General features: G+C 66.6%; 18 protein-coding genes. 12 read left to right on the forward strand and 6 right to left on the reverse strand.

Annotated features, from left to right (window positions below; translation table 11 throughout):
- The first annotated feature begins 3 nt into the window (after window positions 1–3).
- On the forward strand, window positions 4–1,926 hold the full coding sequence (locus tag IPU70_RS17995) for a bifunctional UDP-sugar hydrolase/5'-nucleotidase (RefSeq protein ID WP_207469111.1): 1,923 nt from the start codon (window positions 4–6) through the stop codon (window positions 1,924–1,926).
- A gap of 22 nt (window positions 1,927–1,948) precedes the next feature.
- Here IPU70_RS17995 and IPU70_RS18000 read toward each other — a convergent pair whose 3' ends face one another.
- Window positions 1,949–3,073, reverse strand: a complete 1,125-nt coding sequence (locus IPU70_RS18000; protein WP_207469112.1) for a glycosyltransferase family 4 protein — start codon at window positions 3,071–3,073, stop codon at window positions 1,949–1,951.
- Complete coding sequence (locus IPU70_RS18005; protein ID WP_207469113.1) at window positions 3,070–4,062, reverse strand: hypothetical protein; 993 nt, start codon at window positions 4,060–4,062, stop codon at window positions 3,070–3,072. Before IPU70_RS18005 ends, IPU70_RS18000 begins: the two co-directional genes overlap by 4 nt.
- 314 nt (window positions 4,063–4,376) lie before the next feature.
- On the opposite strand from IPU70_RS18005, the gene panB reads away from it, so the two are divergent.
- From panB to IPU70_RS18020, 3 genes are all read left to right on the forward strand, one after another.
- On the forward strand, window positions 4,377–5,228 hold the full coding sequence (gene panB, locus IPU70_RS18010; protein WP_207469114.1) for a 3-methyl-2-oxobutanoate hydroxymethyltransferase: 852 nt from the start codon (window positions 4,377–4,379) through the stop codon (window positions 5,226–5,228).
- Between the two features lie 56 nt (window positions 5,229–5,284).
- Entirely contained in the window at window positions 5,285–6,394 is a 1,110-nt protein-coding gene (locus tag IPU70_RS18015) for a YcjF family protein (protein WP_207469115.1), read from the forward strand.
- Between the two features lie 195 nt (window positions 6,395–6,589).
- Window positions 6,590–6,802 carry a DUF1059 domain-containing protein gene (locus IPU70_RS18020; RefSeq protein WP_013391033.1) on the forward strand — a complete coding sequence of 71 codons (213 nt, stop codon included), beginning with the start codon at window positions 6,590–6,592 and terminating at the stop codon, window positions 6,800–6,802.
- Between the two features lie 73 nt (window positions 6,803–6,875).
- Here IPU70_RS18020 and IPU70_RS18025 read toward each other — a convergent pair whose 3' ends face one another.
- Window positions 6,876–7,916: an ornithine cyclodeaminase gene (locus IPU70_RS18025; RefSeq protein WP_207469116.1), complete on the reverse strand. Its 1,041-nt coding sequence runs from the start codon at window positions 7,914–7,916 to the stop codon at window positions 6,876–6,878.
- Between the two features lie 124 nt (window positions 7,917–8,040).
- Between IPU70_RS18025 and IPU70_RS18030 the strand changes: the two genes are divergently transcribed.
- From IPU70_RS18030 to IPU70_RS18040, 3 genes are all read left to right on the forward strand, one after another.
- A complete protein-coding gene (locus IPU70_RS18030; protein WP_207469118.1) occupies window positions 8,041–8,466 on the forward strand; it encodes an Lrp/AsnC family transcriptional regulator in 426 nt (141 codons plus the stop codon).
- Between the two features lie 253 nt (window positions 8,467–8,719).
- On the forward strand, window positions 8,720–9,652 hold the full coding sequence (locus IPU70_RS18035; RefSeq protein WP_207469225.1) for an N-carbamoyl-D-amino-acid hydrolase: 933 nt from the start codon (window positions 8,720–8,722) through the stop codon (window positions 9,650–9,652).
- A gap of 101 nt (window positions 9,653–9,753) precedes the next feature.
- The gene (locus tag IPU70_RS18040; protein WP_207469120.1) at window positions 9,754–10,698 is read left to right on the forward strand and encodes an ornithine cyclodeaminase family protein; all 945 of its coding nucleotides are present in this window, start codon (window positions 9,754–9,756) and stop codon (window positions 10,696–10,698) included.
- Window positions 10,699–10,717: 19 nt separating this feature from the next.
- Here the strand turns inward: IPU70_RS18040 and IPU70_RS18045 are convergent, their stop codons facing one another.
- Entirely contained in the window at window positions 10,718–11,617 is a 900-nt protein-coding gene (locus IPU70_RS18045) for a LysR substrate-binding domain-containing protein (RefSeq protein WP_207469122.1), read from the reverse strand.
- Window positions 11,618–11,740: 123 nt separating this feature from the next.
- Between IPU70_RS18045 and dkgB the strand changes: the two genes are divergently transcribed.
- From dkgB to IPU70_RS18070, 5 genes are all read left to right on the forward strand, one after another.
- Window positions 11,741–12,544: a 2,5-didehydrogluconate reductase DkgB gene (dkgB, locus tag IPU70_RS18050; RefSeq protein WP_207469124.1), complete on the forward strand. Its 804-nt coding sequence runs from the start codon at window positions 11,741–11,743 to the stop codon at window positions 12,542–12,544.
- A 178-nt stretch (window positions 12,545–12,722) separates the two neighbouring features.
- A complete protein-coding gene (locus IPU70_RS18055; protein WP_207469126.1) occupies window positions 12,723–14,729 on the forward strand; it encodes a hypothetical protein in 2,007 nt (668 codons plus the stop codon).
- A gap of 46 nt (window positions 14,730–14,775) precedes the next feature.
- Window positions 14,776–17,604 (forward strand): PAS domain-containing protein, encoded by a 2,829-nt coding sequence (locus tag IPU70_RS18060; protein ID WP_207469128.1) that lies wholly within the window; start codon window positions 14,776–14,778, stop codon window positions 17,602–17,604.
- 11 nt (window positions 17,605–17,615) lie between these two features.
- Window positions 17,616–19,247, forward strand: coding sequence for a CHAT domain-containing protein (locus IPU70_RS18065; RefSeq protein WP_207469130.1), 1,632 nt, complete (start codon window positions 17,616–17,618; stop codon window positions 19,245–19,247).
- 23 nt (window positions 19,248–19,270) lie between these two features.
- Window positions 19,271–20,614: a hypothetical protein gene (locus IPU70_RS18070; protein WP_207469132.1), complete on the forward strand. Its 1,344-nt coding sequence runs from the start codon at window positions 19,271–19,273 to the stop codon at window positions 20,612–20,614.
- A 28-nt stretch (window positions 20,615–20,642) separates the two neighbouring features.
- Here IPU70_RS18070 and IPU70_RS18075 read toward each other — a convergent pair whose 3' ends face one another.
- Together IPU70_RS18075 and IPU70_RS18080 are read right to left on the reverse strand one after the other, a co-directional pair.
- Window positions 20,643–21,383 (reverse strand): IclR family transcriptional regulator, encoded by a 741-nt coding sequence (locus IPU70_RS18075; protein WP_013391022.1) that lies wholly within the window; start codon window positions 21,381–21,383, stop codon window positions 20,643–20,645.
- Window positions 21,384–21,479: 96 nt separating this feature from the next.
- Window positions 21,480–22,256 (reverse strand): citryl-CoA lyase, encoded by a 777-nt coding sequence (locus tag IPU70_RS18080; protein ID WP_207469134.1) that lies wholly within the window; start codon window positions 22,254–22,256, stop codon window positions 21,480–21,482.

Consider the following 22,256-nt stretch of genomic DNA (forward strand, 5'->3'; position numbering starts at 1 on the left):
CGAATGAACACGTGGAAGAGGAACGCGGGCGCGGCCATGCTGAGCGCCCTGGCGCTTTTGGCCGGCTGCGGCGGCGGTGACGACGATGACGACAAGCCCGTCGAACAGCCCGAACAGCCGATCCCTGGCCGGCCGATGGAACTGACGATCCTGCACATCAACGATCATCATTCCAACCTGGACAGCAAGAAAAAAGACCTGAAGCTCAAGGCCGCTTCCGGCTCGCGCGTGGCCGTGAACGCCGACACCGGCGGCTTCCCGCGGGTGACCGGCGCGATCAATGCGCTGGCCTCGCGGTCCGCCAACGTGCTCAAGCTGCACGCGGGCGACGCCACCACCGGCACGCTGTACTTCAACCGCGCCGGCGAGCCTGGCGAGGCCGACGCGGCGATGATGAACACTGTCTGCTTCGACGCCATGACCCTGGGCAACCACGAGTTCGACAAGGGCGACAGCGGCTTGAAGCGCTTCATCGACCTGCTGCATGCCGGCGCCTGCCAGACGCCCGTGCTGAGCGCCAACGTCACGTTCGCCGCGGGCTCGGCCTTGAATCCGTCGCGCGCCCCCGGCGTGGTCAAGCCCGCCGTGGTCCTCAAGCGCGACGGCCAGGACATCGGCCTGGTCGGCCTGACCATTGCCGCCAAGACCCAGCAATCCTCCAGCCCGGACGCCGGCACCGTGTTCTCCGACGAGACCGCGGCGGCACAACAGCAGATCGACGCGCTGCGCGCGCAGGGCGTGAACAAAATCGTAGTGATGAGCCACATCGGCTACGACTACGACAAGCAGGTGGTCGCGCAGCTGAGCGGCGTGGACGTGGTGGTGGGCGGCGACTCGCACACGCTGCTGGGTCCCACCTCCATGGCGGACTATGGCGTGGGCTCGCCCGCCGGCGCCTATCCCACCGTGCTACAGGACAAGGACGGCAAGCGCGTCTGCCTGGTGCAGGCTTGGGAGTACTCGCAAGTGGTGGGCGAACTGAAGGTCAGCTTCGACGCCAACGGCGACGTCACCGCCTGCGCCGGCACGCCGCACGTGCTGATGGACGGCCCGCTGAAGGTGGCCGGCGCCGCGCCCTCGGCCGCCGACGAGGCGGCGATCCAGGCCGACGTGCAGGCCAGCGGCTTCCTGCGCATGCAGGCGCCGGACGCGCAGGCCACGGCCGTGCTGCAGCCGTTCAAGGCCAAGGTTGACCAGTTCAGCCGCAGCCTGGTCGCGTCGGTGCCGCAAGAACTGTGCTCGCGCCGCGTGCCGGGCGGTCCCGGCTCGCGCGACTACAGCCGCTCCAGTGCTGCCTGCAACACGCTGGGCAGCGTCAGCCTGCGCGGCGGCGACATCCAGCAACTGGTGGCGCAGGCTTATCTGGACGTGGCCAACGCCAGCTACGGCGGCGCCGACATCTCGCTGCAAAGCGGCGGCGGCGTGCGCGTACCCCTGCTGGGCAACGTGACCGCAGCCAACGTGATCGAGGTCGTGCCTTTCGGCAATATGCTCTGGCGCCTGGACGTGACCGGCGCCGAGGTCAAGAGCATGCTGGAAGACGGCATGCAGGCCGTGTATGGCGCGGGCGGCTCCACCGGCCCCTATCCGTATGCCGGCGGCCTGCGCTGGGACGTGAATGCGGCCCAGGCCCAGGGCAACCGCGTGTCCAACGTCGAAGTGCGTGACCAGGCCAGCGGCAACTGGCTGCCGCTGGACGCGAGCCGCAGCTACAAGCTGTTCGTGCTGAGCTTCAACGCCACCGGCGGCGACGGCTACAAGACCCTGGCCAACGTGCCTGCCTCGCGCCGCCAGGACATCGGCGTGCTGGACGCCGACGTGCTCCAGGCCTACATCGACAAACAGGCCAAGGATCCAGCCAGCGGTCTGCCGGTGCTGAACCTGTTGCCGGCGAGCCTGTACAGCACCAAGACGTACAGCGAGTAAGGGTGAACGCCGGGCGCGGCCCTCAGGCCGGCTGCGCCTGGCTTTCGCGGTAGACGCGCTCGGTCTTGCCGACGAACGTGGTCAGCGAAAACTCCCGCAGCGCCGTGCTGCGCGCCTCGGCGCCCATCACGCCCAGGGCCTCGCGATTTTCCAGGATCTGCGACAGCGCCTGCACGATGCTGCCCACCGAGGCCGGCGGCACCACCCAGCCGTCGCGGCCATCGGTGACGTTTTCGGGCAGCCCGCCCACCGCGCTCACGATGACAGGCTTGCCCGCCGCCATCATCTCGCGGCAGGCGAAGGAAATCGTCTCCAACTTGGACGACAGCACGAAGCCCACGTCCAACGCCGACAGGAAGGGGCCGACGTCGTCCAGCAGGCCGGTGAACACCACCTGATCCGACATGCCCAGCTCGAGGACGCGCTGCATCTGCGCCGCGTCCGGCAGCTTGCCGGCGATCAGCACCACCACCTGCCGCCGCTGATTTTCGGGCAGCATGGACACGGCGGTCACCATATCCATCCAATTCTTGTAGACCGCGGTGCCGGCATTGCTGCCGATGACCAGCCGGCCCTGCATGCCCTCGGGCAGCAGGCTGTCGCGCGCCTGCGCCATCTCGCGCCGCGAGGCCGGGCTGCATTTTTCCGTATCCACGCCGTTATGCACCACGCGCAGGTCCTCGTTGCGGAAGACCGACTGCTTCATGCGGCGGAACGTGTGGCTGCAGACGCAGATGACGCGGTTGGTGCCCCATTTGGCGCGTACCCGCGCGCCCAGGCTGTTGGCGCTGCGGTCGGTGTGCTGGGTATAGACCATGAAGGGGCGCCGCGCGCCCATGCCCACGGTCGCCAACATGCACAGGCGGTGATCGGCGGAACCGTTGGCGTGGATCACGTCGAATTGTTGCTCGCGCAGCAGGGCCCGCAGCTGGCGCAGCGCGCGCAGCTGCTGCAACGGGCGGCTCTTGAACTCCAGGGCCAGCGTGCGCACGCCGGGCAGGGCGGCGGCCTCGGCCAGCAGACGGCTGCTGGCAGGCGCGGCCACGGTCACCTGCGACTTCTCGCACAGGATGCGCGCCAGCGACATCACGTAGGTGGTGTGACCGCCGCCATCGCCTTGGTGGAAATTGGTGTACAGAATCTTCATGGGGTCATACTCGAAATCGGCTGCACGGGCAGCAGGCAGCTCCAGTCGCGCTTCTCGAACACGTCGTCCCCCAGCCGGCTGGCGGGAGACAGGTTGTAGACCTTGACCCCGCGTTCGCCAAGCAGCCGGCTGGCTTGCCGGAACGCGGGTTCGATATGTCCTGAGAATTGCCGGTCCAGCGCGGTGGACAGCTGCGTTGCCGCGCTTTCATAGAATCGGGGTCCTGCCGCGGCCGTCAGGTCCAGGCCGTGCAGGTAGATGGTTTTCGCGCCCAGCCACGCCAGCAGCTGCAAGCCCGTGTAGGCCACCGTGCCGCCGCCGAACAGGCCGCGCGTCGGGTCCAGGCTGAAACCGTGCGCATGCACCGGATTGCGGGCGTCGAACAGCACCAGGCCGGGATCGTCGGCCAGGCGAGCTTCCAGTTCTTCGGGACGGGCGCGCGGTTGCAGCGCGCGCTGGTGCACCTCTTCGAACAGCGCGATGCGGCAGCGCACGGAACGGCGGTCGAACAGGAAGCCGATCCAGCGGTAGACCTCGGGCGTGACGAACAGCGTCAGGTCCTGCGCCAGCACTTCCGCCACCAATTCGCGCCTGCGATTGACGAAACCCGCATCCAGCATCGCGTAGTAGTCAAAGCGCAGGGAAGGGTGCTGGCGCCGCAGCGCAATCGAGCCGTTGACGCCCATCGCCGCGTCCAGCCGACAGCGCGCGTAGTCGATCTGGGCAACGGACGGGCCGCTGAGTATCAGATGGGCGTCCGCGCCGATGTCGCGCGGCAGTCGATCCAGGGGCGTGATGGCAGGGCCTTGCACGCCGCGCAGTTCGCAGCCGGTCAGCCGCCCCTGCGCGTCGCGCTGCAGGGTCACGAAAGGCCAAAGGGTTTCGTTGTGGCGGTATGCGGCGGGCCGGGTGTGGCGATAGAAGTAACGCAGGCTCTTGGTCAGCGGACGCGAACGCAGCAAGCGTGGAATAAGCCCGGGGCTAGGCATGAGCGATGTTGCGCGGAAGCCGCGAAATAAGCTTGTAAGCGGCGAATTCTACGCAGACGGACCTATCGAAAAAGCGAGTGAACCCATGAAGATGTAACGCTTTTGAGTAACCGCCAAAACGTCCCCAAATTAGTTGCGAACGTTTTCCACAGGGCATGGCATCACGCGCCGCAAAAATTTCGATTACGTTTTGCCGCAAAGATTTGCCTGCGCGGCGGCGCCATGCGCTAAGCGAGCCCCCACGGCCTTCCGCTACGATGCGGGTATCGCAAGGTCCCGATTCAAGCACTCAACCCTGGATAGGAAGGATTTCGATGTCTACGACCGCCACCCTGAACGCCGCTGCGGCTGCGACCAGCCCGCCCCGCCTGAGCGTGCCCGCATTCCGTGCGCGCAAGCGCCAGGAGCCGCTGGTGATGCTGACGGCCTACACCGCGCGCATGGCCGAGCTGCTGGACCCGCATTGCGACGCCCTGCTGGTGGGCGACAGCCTGGCGCAGACGATCTACGGACTACCTACCACGGTGCCCGTCACGCTGGACATGATGATTGCGCACGGCGCCGCCGTGGTGCGCGGCTCGCGGCGCGCGCTGATCGTCATCGACATGCCCTTCGGCAGCTATGAAGAAAGCCCCGAACAGGCCTTCCGGTCCGCCGCGCGGATCTTGAAGGAAACCGGCGCGGCCGCGGTCAAGCTGGAAGGCGGCCAGAGCATGGCGCCCACCGTCGCCTACCTGTCCGCGCGCGGCATCCCGGTAATGGGCCATGTGGGCCTGACGCCGCAGGCCGTGAACATCCTGGGCGGCTACGGCGCGCGCGGCCGCGGCGAAGCCGAATACGCCCGCATCGCCGCCGATGCCGCCGCGGTGGCGGATGCCGGTGCGTTCTCGCTGGTGATCGAGGGCGTGGTCGAGCCGCTGGCAGCGTCGATCACCGAAGCCGTCGCCTGCCCGACCATAGGCATAGGCGCGTCCGGCCGCTGCGACGGCCAGGTGCTGGTGGTGGACGACATGCTGGGCATGTTCGACCGCACCGCACGCTTCGTGAAACGCTACGACGACCTGGCCGGCCGCATCCAGCAGGCGGCGCAAGCCTATGCGGGCGAAGTCCGGACGCGGACCTTCCCCGAACCGGCCCATCTTTACGGCGTCTCCGGCGGCGCCTGATGGCCGCGCGCGTTTCTCGATAGAATCATCCCCATGCCTATCATCCCGCACACCTCATGAGCACGCCCCGCATGGACACGCCCCAATTGCAGGACGCCATCGCGGACGCCATCAGCACCGCCACGCGCGGCGCCGGGCGCGTGAACATCCTGGTCGCGGGCAAGACCGGCGTGGGCAAGAGCACGTTGCTCAACGCCGTGTTCCGGGGCGACCTGGCCAAGACGGGCGCGGGCAAGCCCGTCACTCAGTCCACCCAGGAATTCACCCGCGCCGGCCATCCGCTCACCATCATCGACACGCGCGGCCTGGAAGTCGGCGACTACGAGCGCTCGCGCCAGCAGTTGGCCGACCTGATCCGGGAACGCTCCGCCTCCGACGACCAGGACAAGCACCTGCACGTGGCCTGGCTCTGCATCCAGGACAGCAGCCACCGCGTCGAAGACGCGGAAATCGAACTGTGCGACATGCTGTCCAACGCCGGCATCCCCGTCGTGGCGGTACTGACCAAGGCGCGCAAGAACAGCCCCTTCGTCGATGAGGCGCGCAAGCTGCTGCCGCGCGCCAAGCAGGTGGTGGCGGTGCGCGCGCTGCCGGAATGGATCGAGGAGCTGGACGCGGAATTGCCGCCCATGGGCCTGGACAACCTGATCGAGGCCACCGCCTTGCATATCCCCGAGGCGCAGCAGCGGGCCTATGCCAACGCGCTGTCCACCCGCAACAAGAAGGCCCTGGAAGTAAAAAAAAAGCGGGCTGAGATAGAGGTCAACGTGGCCGCCGGCCTGGCCGCCTCGGCCGCCGCCGCCCCCATTCCGTTTTCGGACGCCGTTGCGCTGGTGCCCATCCAGGTCGGCATGATCGCCAAGATCGGCATCACCTTCGGCATGGAACTGAATACCGCCGCCATCACCACATTGGTCACGTCCACCCTGGGCGCATCCGCCGCCACGCTGATCGGGCGCTCGGTGGTCTCGGGGCTGTTGAAGTTCATCCCCGGCGCGGGCAGCGCGGTGGGCGGCACCATCGCCGCCACCACGGCCGGCACCATCACCAAGCTGCTGGGCAATGCCTACGTGGCCGTGCTGTACGACTTCTGCCTGAAGAATCCGGGCAAGGACATCGACATCGCGATGATCGCCAAGGGCCTGAAGCAGCGCGTCACCTTCTGAAGCGCGCTGCCCTCGCACCGGTGCCCGCGCACTAGTGCGAACCGCGTCTTGCGAATTGCGCCGGATCGGCGGCGCCAGATCTATACTTTTCAAACCGCCCCCGCCGCTGCGACGCGCCAACGGCCCGGACGTCCCGCGCCGCGCGCCGGATGCTCTTGCGCAGGCCCTGCCAGCCTGCGCGCAGGGAGACCCCACATGACTCGCAAATACATCGATTGCCGCGAGTACCCCAGTGAAATGAACTGCTCGGTAGCCCTCGCGGCGGATTCCGAAGGCGAGCTGCTCGAGGCGGCCGTGCAGCATGCAACCACGGTGCACAAGCATGCCGACACGCCCGAGCTGCGATCGCAACTGAAGTCGCTGTTCCACGACGGCACGCCGCCGGTTGAAACGCCCAGCCGCGCGTGAACATGGCTGCGGCCGCATTCGCGGCCGCCATCGTGCTGGCGCCGGCGCGTTCCACCACGCCGGCGCGCTAGCGCTAAGCCCGTGCCAGGACCGGCGTAGCCGCCCGCAGCACCTCGAACAAGTTCTTCGGATCGGGCGATTGCGGCGCGACCTCGATGCGGGCGCCGACGCCATGGCGGATGGCGGCATCGCGCAGCCAGCGCAGCGCCGAAAAGTCCTCCAGCGCAAAGCCCACCGAATCGAAGATGGTCACTTCCGCCGGGTCCTTGCGACCGGCGGCCTGGCCCGTCAGCACGCGCCACAGTTCCGTCACCGCGAAGTCGGCCGGCATCTGCTGCAGATCGCCCTCGATACGCGTCTGCGGCTCGTATTCCACGAACACCGGCCCGGCGCGCAGCACGTCCGCGTGCAGCTCCGTCTTGCCCGGGCAGTCGCCGCCCACGGCGTTGAGGTGCATGCCGGGCTCGATCATATCCGCCGTCAGGATGGTGGCGTAGGCCTTGTCCGCCGTCACCGTGGTGACGATGTCGGTGCCCTGGACCGCCTCAGCCGCACTATCGAAACGCACCACGCGCAAGCCGGGCACTGAAGCCAGATTGCTTTCAAGCTTGCGTGTGGCGCCTGCGTCCACGTCATAGACGTGCAGGGTGTCGATGCCCAGGAGGTAATGGAAGGCCAGGGCTTGGAACTCGCTTTGCGCGCCGTTGCCGATCAATGCCATCTTGCGCGAGTCCGGCCGGGCCAGCGCGCGCGCCGCCAGGGCCGAGGTCACGGCCGTGCGCAGCGCGGTGGTCAAGGTCAGTTCGCTGATCAGCAGCGGCTCGCCCGTGCTGACCTGCGCCAGCGCGCCAAACGCCATCACGGTAGACAGGCCGGCCTGCGGATTGCCGGGATGGCCGTTCACGTACTTGAAGGTGTAGTACTCGCTGTCGGCGGTGGGCATCAATTCGATCACGCCGGTCGCCGAATGGCTGGCCACCCGCGCACTTTTGTCGAACTCCTGCCATCGCAGAAAGTCCGCCAGCAGGTAGTCGAGCAGGCCGGCGAAGACCTGTCGCGGACCTTGCAGGGCCACGATTTTGGCCACGTCGGAAGTTGAAAGCAGCGTCGTCAATTTGTTCTCCCCGAGTTATGGAATGGAAATTCTGGGGGATGAGCAAACCAATTAATAGTGACAACAATCCACACAAAACGCTAAGATTCTGCCATTCTGACAGCCATAAATAGCAATTTTCACAATGGACACGCTAGATCAGAACCTGCTCGGCCTGCTGCGCGTCGACGCCCGCATGTCGGTCGCCACCCTGGCGAAGAAGCTGGACGTCTCGCGCGGCACCGTCGACAACCGCATCCGCAAACTGGAAGAGCGGGGCATCATCCGCGGCTATACCGTGCGGCTGCGCCCCGAAGTCGAGACCGAGGACATCGTCGCCTGGATGAGCATCGCCGTCGAAGGCCATGAAACCCGCAAGATCGTCAGCCTGCTGATGGGCGAGCCCAGCGTGGCAGGCCTGCACGACACCAACGGCCGCTGGGACCTGCTGGCCGAACTGCGCGTGCCCACCATTGACCAGCTGTCCGAAGTGCTGGACCGCCTGCGCACGCTCAAGGGCATCGCCGCCACCGAAACCAGCATCCATCTCAAGACCTTCAAGGCCCTTTGAGCGCCGGCATACGGGGAAACCCGATATAAAACTTTGCATGGACTCCATGACGCCGGGTTATGCATGACGCCGGGCGGCCTCTTTCCGTGCGATGAAATTCCCCGTTGAATCAGAGCCTTGGAGTAAACCCGGGCGCATTTGACGACGCGCGCCGCCAGCCCCCACAGCAGTTCCGGATTTCCGCCCGCGCATGCATGCTTGCGCCTTCAGCCTGGAGATCCACATCGTGAGTAATGCATACCCCGCCCGCAAGATGGGCCTGGCGGTCGCCCAGATGGGCGCAGTGAACCTTGCCGATACGCGCGCCGCCGTGGTCCGCCGCCTGGTGGAAATGATGCGCGAGGCCGCCGCCCGCAAGGCGGAGTTCGTCGTCTTCCCCGAGCTGGCGCTGACCACGTTCTTCCCGCGCTACTGGATGGAAGACGCCGAAGCCGTCGATCGCTACTTTGAAAAAAGCATGCCCAACGCCGACGTGCAGCCGCTGTTCGATGCCGCGCGCGAATTGGGCATAGGCTTCTACCTGGGCTATGCCGAACTGACGCCCGAAGGCCGCCAGTTCAACACCGCCATCCTGGTGGACCGCAGCGCCAAGATCATCGGCAAGTACCGCAAGATCCACCTGCCAGGCCACTCGGACCATAAGGTCGGCGCGCCGTTCCAGCACCTGGAGAAGAAATTCTTCGAAGTCGGAGACCTGGGCTTTGGCGTCTGGGAAACCAATGACGTGAAGATCGGCATGTGCCTGTGCAACGATCGCCGCTGGCCCGAGACCTATCGCGTCATGTCGCTGCAAAGCGCCGAGCTGATCGTGCTGGGCTACAACACGCCGTCCCTGAACATCCACTGGAACGAGCCCGCGCATCTGCGCACCACCACGCACGAGATCGTGCTGCAGGCCAGCGCCTATCAGAACGCGGTCTGGGTCGGTGCCGCCGCGAAGTGCGGCCATGAAGACGGCCACCACATGATAGGCAGCTCCATGATCGTTGCGCCGTCCGGCGAGATCGTGGCGCGCGCAAGCAGCGAAGAAGACGAAGTGATCACCGCCAACATCGACCTGGCCATGGGCCAGGCCTTCCGCGACCACGTGTTCAATTTCGCCAAGCACCGCAACCCGCAGCACTACAAGCTCATCGTCGAACGCACCGGAGCCGGCGATCCGCTGCCCACGGCTGCCATCGACTAGACACTGCACCCCACCGCGACGCGGCGCGGGCGGACCCCGCCCGCGCTGCTAGACTGCCTGCTGGCCCTCAGACAGACCGACCCGCAGCAGGCAGGAACCCCATGCGCTTCATCGACACCGAACAAACCCGCAACGCCCTGTCCTTCGACGCCGTCATTCCCGCCCTGCGGGAAGCCTTCCGCGGCAGCGCCACCGTGCCGCCGCGGCATGTCCACGCCATCCAGTCGGGCAATGCGCACGGCACCTCGCTGATTATGCCGGCCTGGAGCGACCGCGGCTACTTCGGCGTGAAGATCATCAATATCTTCCCCGAGAACACGCACCTGGGCCTGCCGGGCCTGCATGCCACCTACAACCTGTACAGCGCCACCACCGGCGTGCCCATCGCCCAGGTGGACGGCGACATCGTCACCGCCTACCGCACGGCGGGCGCGGCCGCGCTGGGCGCGGATTATCTGGCGCGCGCCGATGCCAGCACGCTGCTGATCGTTGGTTCCGGCCGCATCGCCGGCCTGGTGGCGCAAGCCATGCGCAGCGTGCGTCCGATACAGCGCGTACTGGTATGGAACGTGCGCGCCGCGGGCGCTGAAAAGCTGGCCAGTGAACTGCGCGCGCAGGGTTTCGATGCCGCGGCCGCCAGCGACCTGGAGAGCGCCGCGCGCCAGGCCGACATCATCAGCTGCGCCACCCTGTCCACCGTGCCGCTGATCCACGGTGCCTGGCTGCGTCCGGGTGTGCACCTGGACCTGATCGGCAGCTTCAAACCCGAAATGCGCGAGACTGACGCGGCCTGCTTCGACGGCACCTCGGTCTACGTGGACACCAGCGAAGCGCCCACCAAGTCCGGCGACCTGCTGGCCGCCTTCGAGGCCGGCACGCTCAAACGCGAAGACATCCGCGGCGACCTGCACCAGCTGGCTGCCGGCGAACTGCCCGGCCGCTGCGATGGCCAGGAAATCACCGTATTCAAGGCCGTGGGCAGCGCGCTCGAAGACCTGACGCTGGCGACGCTGGTGTACGAATCGGCCAGCGGCGAACGCGCTTGAACCAGCGGCGCTTGCGCCGCTACTCGAAGCCGCGCGGGTCCAGCGCCTGGACCATGTAGTCGATGAAGGACTTGATGCGCGAGGAGATCGCGGTGTTGCGGTAGTAAACCGCGTTGATCGGCTGCCGCAGGTCCTGCGTCTGCTTCACCAGCAGTTGCTGCAAGGCGCCGCTTTCGCGGTCGCCGCGCGTCATGAAGTCGGACAGGCAGACGACGCCGCCGTCGTTCAAGGCCAGCTGCCGCAAGGTCTCGCCGCTAAAGGCGCGCACTTGCGGCTTGATGTGCAGAGGCTGGCCATCAGCCTCCAGCAGAGGCCATTCATTCAGCGCTTCCAACTGGCTGAAGCCCAGCAAGACGTGCGAGGCCAGGTCGGCCACGCGCCTGGGCGTGCCATGCGCGGCCAGATAGCCGGGGCTGGCCAGCACGCGCACGCGGCTATGCCCCAGCGGCACCGCGTGCAGCGATGAATCCTTCAGGCGCCCGATGCGGATGGCCAGGTCGGTGCGGCGCTCCAGCAGGTCGATATTGCCTTCGTTGCTGTTCAGTTCCAGTTCCACCTGCGGATAGCGCTGGCGATAGCCCGGCACCAGCGGCGCGATCACGTGCAACATGAAGGGCGATGCCGCATCCACGCGCAAGAGCCCGGCCGGCTGGTTGCGGCGCAGGCTCATCAGTTCCTCGCTTTCCTCCACCGCGGCCACGATCTTGCGCGCCTGCTCCAGATAGGCCCGGCCTTCCTCGGTCAGTTCCAGCCGACGCGTGGTCCGGCGCATCAGCGTGGTCTGCAGCTTCTCTTCCAGCCGGCTCATGGTCCGGCTGGCGGCGGAAACGGTCTGTCCCAGCACATCCGCGGCAGCAGTGATGGAACCGCTGTCCACGATGGCGATAAAGACCTGCATTTCGTCTAGCGTCGTCTTCATTCTTGCATTTATATCAAAAGTCTTTCGTGCATACCGGACTTTTTCCGCAAGTATCGGACGGGCACACTGCAGGCATTCCCGGACGCTTGCGTCCGCAGCCCTGAATCCCCAAAGGAGTTACCCATGAGCATTCCCGCCTTCGGCGCCGGCACTTTCCGCCTGCAAGGCCAGGCCGTCATCGATTCCGTGCGCAACGCGCTGGACCTCGGCTACCGTGCCATCGACACCGCGCAGATCTACGAGAACGAAGCCGAGGTCGGCCAGGCCATCGCCGAATCCGGCGTGCCGCGCGATGCGCTGTTCGTCACCACCAAAATCTGGGTCCCCCACTACGCCCGCGACAAGCTCATCCCCAGCCTGCAAGACAGCCTGGCCAAGCTGCGCAGCGACTACGCGGACCTGACCTTGATCCATTGGCCCGCGCCCGGCAACGGCGTCGCCATCGAGGAATTCATGACTGCGCTGGCCGAGGCCAAGGCGCAGGGCCTGACCCGCCAGATCGGCATCTCCAACTTCCCCATCGCCGAAACCCGCGCCGCCATCGCCGCCGTGGGCCGCGAGCAGATCGCCACCAACCAGATCGAACTCAGCCCCTACCTGCAGAACCGCAAGCTCGCCGCCTTCCTGCAGGAACAAGACATCCCGGTCACGTCGTACATGACGCTGGCCTACGGCAAGGTGCTGAAGGATCCGGTCATCGGCCAGATCGCCCAACGCCATGACGCCACGCCCGCGCAAGTCGTGCTGGCCTGGGCCCTGCAACTGGGCTACTCCGTGATTCCCTCGTCGACGAAGCGCGAAAACCTGGCCAGCAACCTGCTGGCCCAGGACCTGCGGCTGACGGAGGCGGACATGGCGCAGATCGCGGCGCTGGAGCGCAACGGCCGTGAAGTCAGCCCGGAAGGCCTGGCGGCGCAGTGGGATTAAGCCTCGAATAGTGAAAATGCACTATTTCAAATTCAAGGGGTAATACTTTCGGATACTAGCGAACTGGTTTAGGCGCGCCTATATATCGCAGCTACGGGCGCAATCATTACTGTCGTCATGTCGTCTTGCCTGCAAACGCCGCCCTCGCGCTGAAAGCCTGTCTCCACTGGAGTACGCCATGGCTGCAAAGAAGCAAGCGGGGCATGCCGCCTCGGCACGCAAGACGGTGGCAACGCGGCAGCCCGCCGCCGGCAAGACGCCCCGATCCGCTCCAAAGCGTAAAAGCCGCAGCCTGCCGCCCGCGCTGCCGTTTCGCCGCACGGCCAAGCCCGACGCCTTCGATGTCCGCGACATTCCGTTCCACCCCAATATCTCGGTCGCCCCCAAGACCGAGATGATTCCCGCCATGGGGTTGACGGTGAAGCATCAGGAAGACACCTCGGCCTGCACCGGCTTCGCCCTGTCCACCGTGGTCGAGTATCTGCTGCGCAAGTCGGAGCGCGAACCGCGCCCGGCCATCTCGCCGTTCATGCTGTATTCCATGGCCAGGCGCTACGACGAGTTCCCGGGTTCCGTCGACGACACGGGATCGAGCCTGCGCGGCGCGCTCAAAGGCTGGTTCAAGCACGGCGCCTGCGCCCAGGATCTGTTTCCGACCCTGAACATGCCGGCCGCGGCCAACGAGACCGCCGACGACTGGTGGCTGGATGCCGTCAAGCGTCCGCTGGGCGCCTACTACCGCATCGACACGCGCAACATCGTCGAAATGCACGCCGCGCTCAACGAGGTCGGCATTCTGTACGCCAGCGCGGGCTGCCACGCCGGCTGGGACGATGGCCATGGCGTCACCCCGCTGAAGGCGCCGTCCACGCCCGGAGCCCAGCCGTTCTGGATCATTCCGCCCGACCCGCAGGATTCCGCCACCGACGGCCACGCCTTTGTCATCGTCGGCTATACCCAGGACGGTTTCCTGATCCAGAACTCCTGGGGCGAAGAATGGGGCACCCACGGCATGGCGGTGCTGACCTACGACGACTGGATGCGCAACGCCATGGATTGCTGGGTGGTGCAGCTGGGCGTGGTCACGCATGAGCACACCAAGATCTCGAACAGCATCACGCTGCGCACCGAAGGCAAGCGGGTCACCCTGGCCGCGGGCACGGTGCTGCGCAACCGTGAAATCTCGCCCTTCATCGTCAACGTGGGCAACAACGGCAAGCTCAGCAACAGCGGCGCGTTCCGGACCACGCCCGACGATCTGCGCGCCATCGTCGACGTGCACATGAACGCCGCGCGCGAGAAGTGGGGCTTGAAGGACAAGCCCATGGACGTATGCGTGTATGCGCACGGCGGCCTGGTCGGCGAAGAGGATGCGGCGGAGGCCGCCGCCGAATGGATACCGCTGCTCTACGAGAAGCAGATCTTCCCGGTCTTCCTGATGTGGGAGACGGACTTCATCACCACCGTGAAAAACATCATCCAGGACGCCGCCCACAGCGTGCCGCGCACCACCGGCGGCCTGGGCGAGCGGCTGGAGCGTTGGTGGAACCAGCGCCTGGAACGCTGGCTGGCGCGGCCGGGTACGGTGATCTGGGGCGAAATGAAGCAGAACGCCCAGGCCATGAGCGCCCCCGTTCCCAAGGGCATGGCGCAGGAAGAAGCGGCGATGATCATGCTGTACAAGCATTTCAAGGCGCACGTCAGCCAGGGGCGCGTGCGCCTGCACATCGTCGGCCACTCGGCCGGCGCCATCGTCGCCAGCCACTTCGTGCACCGGCTGGCGGCCGACGGCGGCGAACTGGAATCGCTCAACCTGATGGCCCCGGCGGTCACGCTGGACACCTTCCGCAAGCTGGTCGTGCCGAACCTGAAGACGCGGGTAAAGCGCTATCAGCAGTTCCATCTTTCCGACCGGGCCGAGGAAGACGATCCCACTTGCGGCCCGTACCGGCGCTCGCTGCTCTACCTGGTGAGCGAGTCCTTCGAAGGCGGCACCACCACGCCGCTGCTCGGCATGGAGCGCTATTTCCGCGATGCCGGCATTGCGTGCGACGCCGTGCACGTCTCGCCCGCCGGCAGTCCCGCGCCCGGCTCCACCAACCCGCCCGTGGCGGCCAGCACGCACGGCGGCTTTGACAACGACAAGGGCACCCAGCAGCAGATCATTGCATTCATCAAGCGTTGAGCCGGCGGCCGCGCCAGCAAGGGCGGCAAGCAGGGAGGGCTTCGATATGTTTGAGTTTCCTCAGGCGCAGACGGACCTGGAGGAGGGTGCGCAAGTACGCGTGCCAGCATCCGGCTCCATCCCGGGCGATCCCGCGGCAATGCTGCGGGTGATGTCGCGGGCGGGCGTACCTTGCCTGTTGCTGGACCGGGACGGCGCCATCGTCGACGTCAGCGATACGCTCGCGCCCAGCGCCCAGGCGTTCCGCGGCCGCGCCGCCGCCGAGGCCTACGGCCTGGGCGAACCGTTGACCATGGGCAGCGGCGCGGTCGGCGGCATCTACCAGGCCGCGGACGGCGCGCCCGTGCCCGCGCAACTGGTGCCCTTGTGCGAATTGGAAAGCGGCGAGATCGTCGTGCTGGTCAACGACGGCACGCCCTTCAGGAAAGCAGAGTCGCGCCGCTTTGAACGCACGCCCTATGCCGTGTTCCGCCTGGATCTGGACGGCGTGGTGCGCTTCGCCAACCGCGAGGCGGCGCGCGCGCTGGGCCAGAAACTCGACGAGGTTTGCGGCGAGCCCCTGGCCCGCCATTTCCGCAAGAGCGACGCACCCCGCATCGCCGATGCCATCCGTTGCTGCGCCCGCAACCAGGAGGGCGATTCCATGGTGGCCGTGATTGTCACCATGCCAGGGCGCGATGGCGAAGAAAAACTGTTCCAGCTGGTAATGACGCCAGACCCCGCGCCCAACGGCGAATTGCTGGGCGTGATCGCCGTCATCCAGTCGCGGGCGCTGGAGTCCGCCCGCGACGAGATCCGACGCATCGCGCTGGATCCGTCCATCAGCGGCTGGCGCCTCAAGCTCGACGCCATCCTGGAACAGATCCGTCCGCTGGTGCCGTTCGAGCACGCGGTGTTCGGCATCTACGACAGGCAGGTGTCGCTGTTCCGCGCGATCGCGGTACGGCCCGAAGGGGTTGAGCTGTGGCCGGCGCGCTGGATGGAACTGCCGCCCGCGATCCGACCGTTCCTGGATTCCGGCCAGACCTGGGTCGAAGAGATGGACCGCTTCGTCAGCGACCAGCGCTTCGAGCCAGGCGACGAGGTCGTACGCTGCTACAGCGACATGGGGATGCAGGCCAGCGTCACCCTGCCCGTCACGCGCCCGGGCGGCTACAGCTCGGCGCTGAGCCTGTGTTCGCGCCAACCGGCGCAGTACGGACAACGCCACCTGGAGATCCTGCGCGCCCTGGACCTGGAGCCGGTGCTGATGCGCTTCGAGAAAGAGCGCGACGACGAGCGCGCCGCCTTCGCCGAATCATTGCGGCAGACGATCATGACGGCCGCCTCCTTGCGCAGGGCGGCGGAAGACATCGTGCCCAGACTGGCGCAGTTCTTCTCCTGGGACTACGTGGCGCTGTTCCGCGTCAACCGCAAGCAAAGCCGGTACGAGATCGTCACCCAACACAGCCTGGCGCCCGAATACGCCCTGCCTGCGGATTACCTGCAGCCCATCGAGCGCGGCATGCTGGGCCAGACGCTGCGCCAGCGCCAACTGCTGTCGCTGGACGACGTGGGCGACCCCGCGGATCCCAGGAACGATTACACCGGTCCGCCGCGGCCGCTGCGCTCGGCCATGACGGTGCCGATCCGCCTGAACGGCCGGATCCGTTGGCTGCTGGACGTGGAGTCCTCGGTATCGCACGCGTTCAAGGGACCCGACGCCGACGACCTGCTGGAGATCATCGAGTCGCTGGAGGAAGGGCTGGACCAGCATCTGCTCCGGCAGACCAAGCAGAGCCTGATGGCCGAGACCGAACAAGCGGTCGTGTTCGTGGGTCGCGAGGGCTCCATCATCGAGATGAACCGCGTCGCGGCCGACATGCTGGGCACCGAGCCCGGCCGCTGCCTCGAAGGCGAGACCCCGGTGTCGATCACGGCGTTTGCGCTGCCCGACGACGCGTCGGCGCACGCGCTGCTGAGTTCGGATGCGGGCGTCCGGCGCGAACGCATCGAGCTGCGCGGCGCGGGCGGACAGCCGCGCTCGGTGCTGGCGACCCGGACGGACCTGGATCCCAGCCTGGACATGGCCATCTGGTTCTTCACCGACATCGCCGACATGAGATGGGCGCGCGACATACGCTTCCTGCGCGAAACCGTGGCCGAGATCGCCGACCAGACCCGGACGTCGCTGGCGCTGGCCTGCAGTCTGACCACGCAGACCGCATTGCTGCACGAGGACGCGGCGCGCGGCGAACAACCCGAGGCCATCGTCACCCGGGCCCATGCCCTCAGCCAGCGCATCGTGGCGGAAATCGGCAAGGCCGACATCACCTTCGAGCGGCTGGCCAGCGCCAGCGAAGCGCGCCAGCAGGCTCCGCCCGAGCATGCCCGCGTGGCGCTGCATGCGTTGCTGACCCGGATCATCGCCGCCTTGCCGCAGCGCGACCAAGGCCGCATCGCGCCATTGGCCCAGGTGGGCGCCGGCGGCGGACCCATGGTGCACGCCGACGCCGAGGCACTGTCCGCCGCCTTCCGGTCCATTCTTGCCTACCTGCTGCGCTGCCGCTCCGACAACGCCCGGGTGGAAATCGACATCAGCGACGACCCTGACGGCTGCTCGGTACAACTGGGGCTGAGCGCCGCGCAAGACTGGGACACGGACCAGCGCGCGCACGCTGTGCCCGACGATGCGCTGCTGAACGCGGAGCGCGCGGCGCATGATGGCGCCGGATTGGCCATCGCCCAGATCGTGCGCACCATGCAGGCCCACGGCGGCACCTTGGCGACGCAGCCGCCCCTGGCCGGGTCGGCGATGCCGCCCGCGGAGGCATATGAATCGGTCCTGCCGCCATGGCGTTCGTTCACCCTGCGCTTTCCTTCCCGGTCGGGTTGATGGAGGCGGCAATGGAACAGCCTGCACAGAACAACAACTGGATCCTGCTAGCTGGCGGCGACGATGTCGACGAGGAATGCTGGGCGGACCGCATCGAGCAGTTGCAGCGGCATGAGCAGAAGTACCCGCGCATCAAGCCCTTCGTCGGCGCCCCTTTCCGGCACGTCTTCAACCTGGAGAACGCGCGGCAGGAGATCGAGCGTTGCGGAACGCTGCCGGGCCTGATGATCATCGACGCCAAGCCGGCGCCCCAAGCCACCAGGAAAAAGAGCGGCGCGGCGGCTGTCGAGCTGCTCAACTGGCTGGCCGAACACGCACCCGTACCCGTGCTGGTCGTGACCGAAGCCCCCTCCGAAGCCGTGCAGCGTTGCGTGCTGGAACGGCCCGAAAGGCTGATGTGGAGCAACGAGATCGGCAAGAAGCGGGACGGCGGCGCAGACCTCGCCGTGGTGCTGGACAGCGTGGCGGCCGCTACGCAACGCCGCCGGCTGGTCATAGAAGTTGCCGAAAAATCGGTCCGCTACCGGATCCAGTTCGGCCCGCACGACTTCAGGTCACCGGAAATGCCCTACAAGCGGCAACCCGATATCGCCGCGCTGCTGACGCGCGTCGAGAAGTTCTCGCCCTATCTCGACAACCAGAGAGTGGCCGATTGGCTGGAGTCGCTCAGCGACATGGGCAGGCAGGCGTTCGACGTAATGGTGGCCGAAACCGTGGGGCCGCCCATCGCCACGCTGATCCAGCGCGCCCGCGACCAGGAAGGCGTCTCGTCCGGCGATGGGCTCGCCTGGATGGACCTGCGATTCGATTTCAATGTGTCGGACCATCAGAGCGCCGCCTTCTTCAGCCTGCCGTTCGAATTGAGCTGCAATGCCGATTTCAAGGCCAATGACAGGCGCTACCTGTGCCAGCGCATCCCCATGGCCCGCCGCCTGCACATGGAGGGCATGGACTCCGCCAGCGATTGGGAGCAGACGGCGTCCCGGCCAGCCGGCCCCGTGCGCCTGCTTTTCATCGGCGCGAACTTCAGCGGCACCATTTCGTTCCAGCCGGAAGATGGCGGAGACGATATCCCGAGCGTCACGCTGCCTCCGCTGGAGTCGGTCGCCGACGAACTCGAGAACCTGCAGGCCCTGGCCAAGCGCCTGGACGGCCGCCTGGTGGTCGAGGACGTGCCGCCCCTGACCGGATACGCGCTGCAGGACTATCTGGAAGAAAAGGTGACTGGCGGCGGCTACGACATCCTGCATTTCTCCGGCCACGCCCACTCGGTGCGCGACAGCACCATGCTGGTCTTGCCGGGCAGCAGGGAAGGCGAGGGCCTGCAACTGTCCATACGCCTGGTGGGCCGCTGGATGAAGGCCGGCAATTGCAAGCTGCTGGTGCTGTCGTCATGCCGCGGCGCCTCGGTGCGGACGGCGCTGGAGGTCATGCGGGCTGGCGCCATGGGCGTGCTGGCCTTCCGCTGGCAGGTCGAGGAAAAAACCTGCGCGCGCTTCATCAGGCGCTTTTATGCCGCCTATTTCGATCCCGCCAATACCCAGGGATTTGCGGAAGCCTACCGGCGCGCCTGCGCCGGTTCGCACGACGAATCCCGGGGCTCGCCCACCTGGGCTTCCGCGCTGGCGGTCGTGCGCGACTGACACCGCAATCAGGAACGGACATCATGGCTTCCATATTCGGCATGCTGCGCAAGATAGGCGACCTGGGAACCTCGGCGGACGGCGTGGGCGCCTTGATGGCGACCGTGCCAGCAGGCCGCAACTTCTATGCGGAGATCGATCCGCCGCCCGGCGGCGCGGCTGCGGGCGAAGCAGGACTGAACGGCGAAGCCTTCATTCCGGGACAGTGCTATTTCAGCGTCCGCATGGTCGAAATGCGCCTGACCGATGCCGGCAACTACATTGCCGCCTTCCTGCCCCTGTGCGCCTTTTTCCTGCGCTACACCGAGGCCGGCGCGCAGCGCGAGATTCCATACGTCGTAGGCTATGACGCGATCCAGCAGGCGATGGGCGCGGCGGCGCCGCAATCAGGCGCGGGCAGGGTCGTGTTCCGCGACGTCTATATCGCCCGCAACGTACCCTACAACAGCGACGGGCTGGAGATGTTCGCCGCGCTGTGCCGCTTCAGCGACAGCAGCCTCACCCGCGGCATACTCGACTTCGTCGCGACCACGGTCAGCATGTTCGGCGGCGCGGTGGGCGGCGCCGTCGTCAAGGCCGGCGAAGGCCTGCTCAAGCCCCTGAGCAAGCTTTTCGGTACCGATGGCGTCAGCATCCGCTTCGGCGTCTTCGACGGCTTGGCGCTGCGCCGCAGCGGCTATCGCGTATTGGCGGGCACCGACTCGCAAGACAGGCTGCAAGGACTGCAACTGGTGGACGGCGTGCTGCACCGGCAGAATGGAAGCGGCGGCCTGGAGCCCGTGAACGACGTGGACTACCTGGTGCTGGCCTTCGAGCAGCGCGCCACGCTGGGAGAGGACATGTTCAGCGCCGCCGCGGCCCTGCCGTTCCATCGCAAATGGACCGAGACGACCACGGCCCTGCTGAGCGACAACGCCGTGGCCGCGCGCGCCGCGTTTCAGTCGCTGGCGGTCGACATCGCGGGCTCGCCGCTGCTGATCGAGCGCGACCGTTTCGCGCTGCTGGCGGCCTACTCCAGCGAAAGGGAAAAGTGGAAGGCCAGGAAGAAGTCCCTGAAATCCGCTGCCGGCGACGGCAAGAGCCAGAACATCACGTCCGCGGTGGCGGACAGGCAGAAAGCCGCGGCCGCCAGGAACAGTCCCGTTGCGCAACCGCTGGACGCCGCGAGGCTCCTGCTGGCGAAATCGGCGGCGGCAGGCGCGGGCACGCCCCCCGCCGGGCAAGACAATGCTTCGTTGACGCTGGCGCTTTCCGCACTGCTGGATACGCTGCAACCCGGCGCAAACGGCAAGCCCGGCGCACCGCCCGCCGCCTTGTCCGGAGCCTCCCGGGAGATGCTGTCGGCGATACTGGGAGAATCGTCCTAGCGGCCGGTCGGCGACCGCGCGATGCCGCCTACGGCTCGCGCGTGAAGACTTTCCCGGCGACGCCGCGCAGGACCTCGACGTACTCGTCACGCTTGCTTTGGAAGCGGTCGGAAGGGCCCGAGATGGCCATGGCGACGCATTCTTCGCCCAGCCAACCCGACACGGCCAGCGCGTCCGCGCCGTCCCCGCCTTCACCATGAGTGTGATACCAGCCTCGTTCGCGGCTCTTGTCGATTTCGGCCAGGAGCGCATCGGGCTCGGTAACCGTGGCGGACGTCAGCTTGCGCAGCGGCTTGGCGGCCAGCAGCTTGCGCGCCGCCTCCGGCGGCAAGCCGCCCAGCAAGGACTTGCCCATGGCGGACGCATGCAGCGCAATGCGCTCGCCCAGGCCCAGGATATAGCGCAGCGGATACTTGCCATCGCGCACGGCGACGATCTTGACCGCGGCGCCGTCGATGCGCCCGATGTAGGCGGTTTCCCCGGTACGCTCGGACAACTGCTCGAGCGCTTCGCGCGTGGCATGGATGATGGGATCGACCGTGCTTATCTGCTGGACGGCAAGCAACAGTTTGCCGGTCGGGTAGTAGCGCCGCGACTGCGTGCGGAACAGGTAGCCCAATTGATGCAAGGTGTGCAGCAGGTCCAGGCAGCTGCTGTCGGCCAGATCCAGCAGCCGGGCCAGGTCGGAATTTGAGAGTTCTCTTTTCTCTCGCGCGAAGACTTCAAATACCGCCATGGCACGGGCGGCGGCGCTAACAAAGGTCGGCATATGACGCTCAATTACCTGGAGTTTGCCATCGGCCTGCGACACAAGCGCAGCAAGTTGAAAAGGCGTGGTTAAACGGCGTCGGAAGTGTAGTCCATGTCAACGAACAGGAGCAACATTGCGCTCGTCCTGCGCCAGCACCAGATCCCATATGTGCTGACCGATAGGATGCTCGCGCTCTTCGTACAGATGGGCCAGCAAACCGCCCGCGCGCCCGACCAGCATGAGGCCGCGCGCAATCATCGGATCCAGCTCCATGTCGCAGATGATGGCGCCGATTGCGCCGACCACGTTCATGGGCAGGTTCTTGTTCCGGTCTTGCAGCAGCACACGGTGCACGGCATCCATCAGGCGCCAGTGCTTGCCATGAAAGCCCAGCTCCTGCGCCAGCTGGCGCAGCGTCGGCACGCGCGGATCGCCATTCACATGTATGGGATGACCGATGCCGTAGACAGGCTGCCTCTTTTCCCTGCTGGCGCTGAGCATGGCGCGCGCCGCGGCGTCGCACTCGGCTTCGTCCGGGTCATCGGACAGGCCGGCGGCGCCGGCGGCCAGCATCTCGGCGCAGTTCTGGGTAGTGCCCAGGAAGACGCTGCCCGCGCCCAGCAGGCCGGCGGCCACGGCGGCCTGCATCGCTTCCGGCGCGCCCAGGTAGGTCAGCCGGGCGCTCATGGCGCTGGGGGTCAAGCCGTGGTCGCAGGCGGTGACCAGGATATGGTTGATCATGGTCTTCTCGGCCGCGCTGGGTGTGCGGTTGAAGATCACCAGCAGCATCATGTCGACGAAGTCGACTTTTCCCAGCAGTTCAGTGGCCAGGTTCTTGCCGCGCACGGTAATGACTTCCGGGGTGGTGTACCCGATCTCGGTCTTGATCAA

The sequence above is a fragment of the Achromobacter sp. SD115 genome (assembly GCF_017355315.1).
Classification (GTDB): Bacteria; Pseudomonadota; Gammaproteobacteria; order Burkholderiales; family Burkholderiaceae_B; genus Achromobacter; species Achromobacter xylosoxidans_B.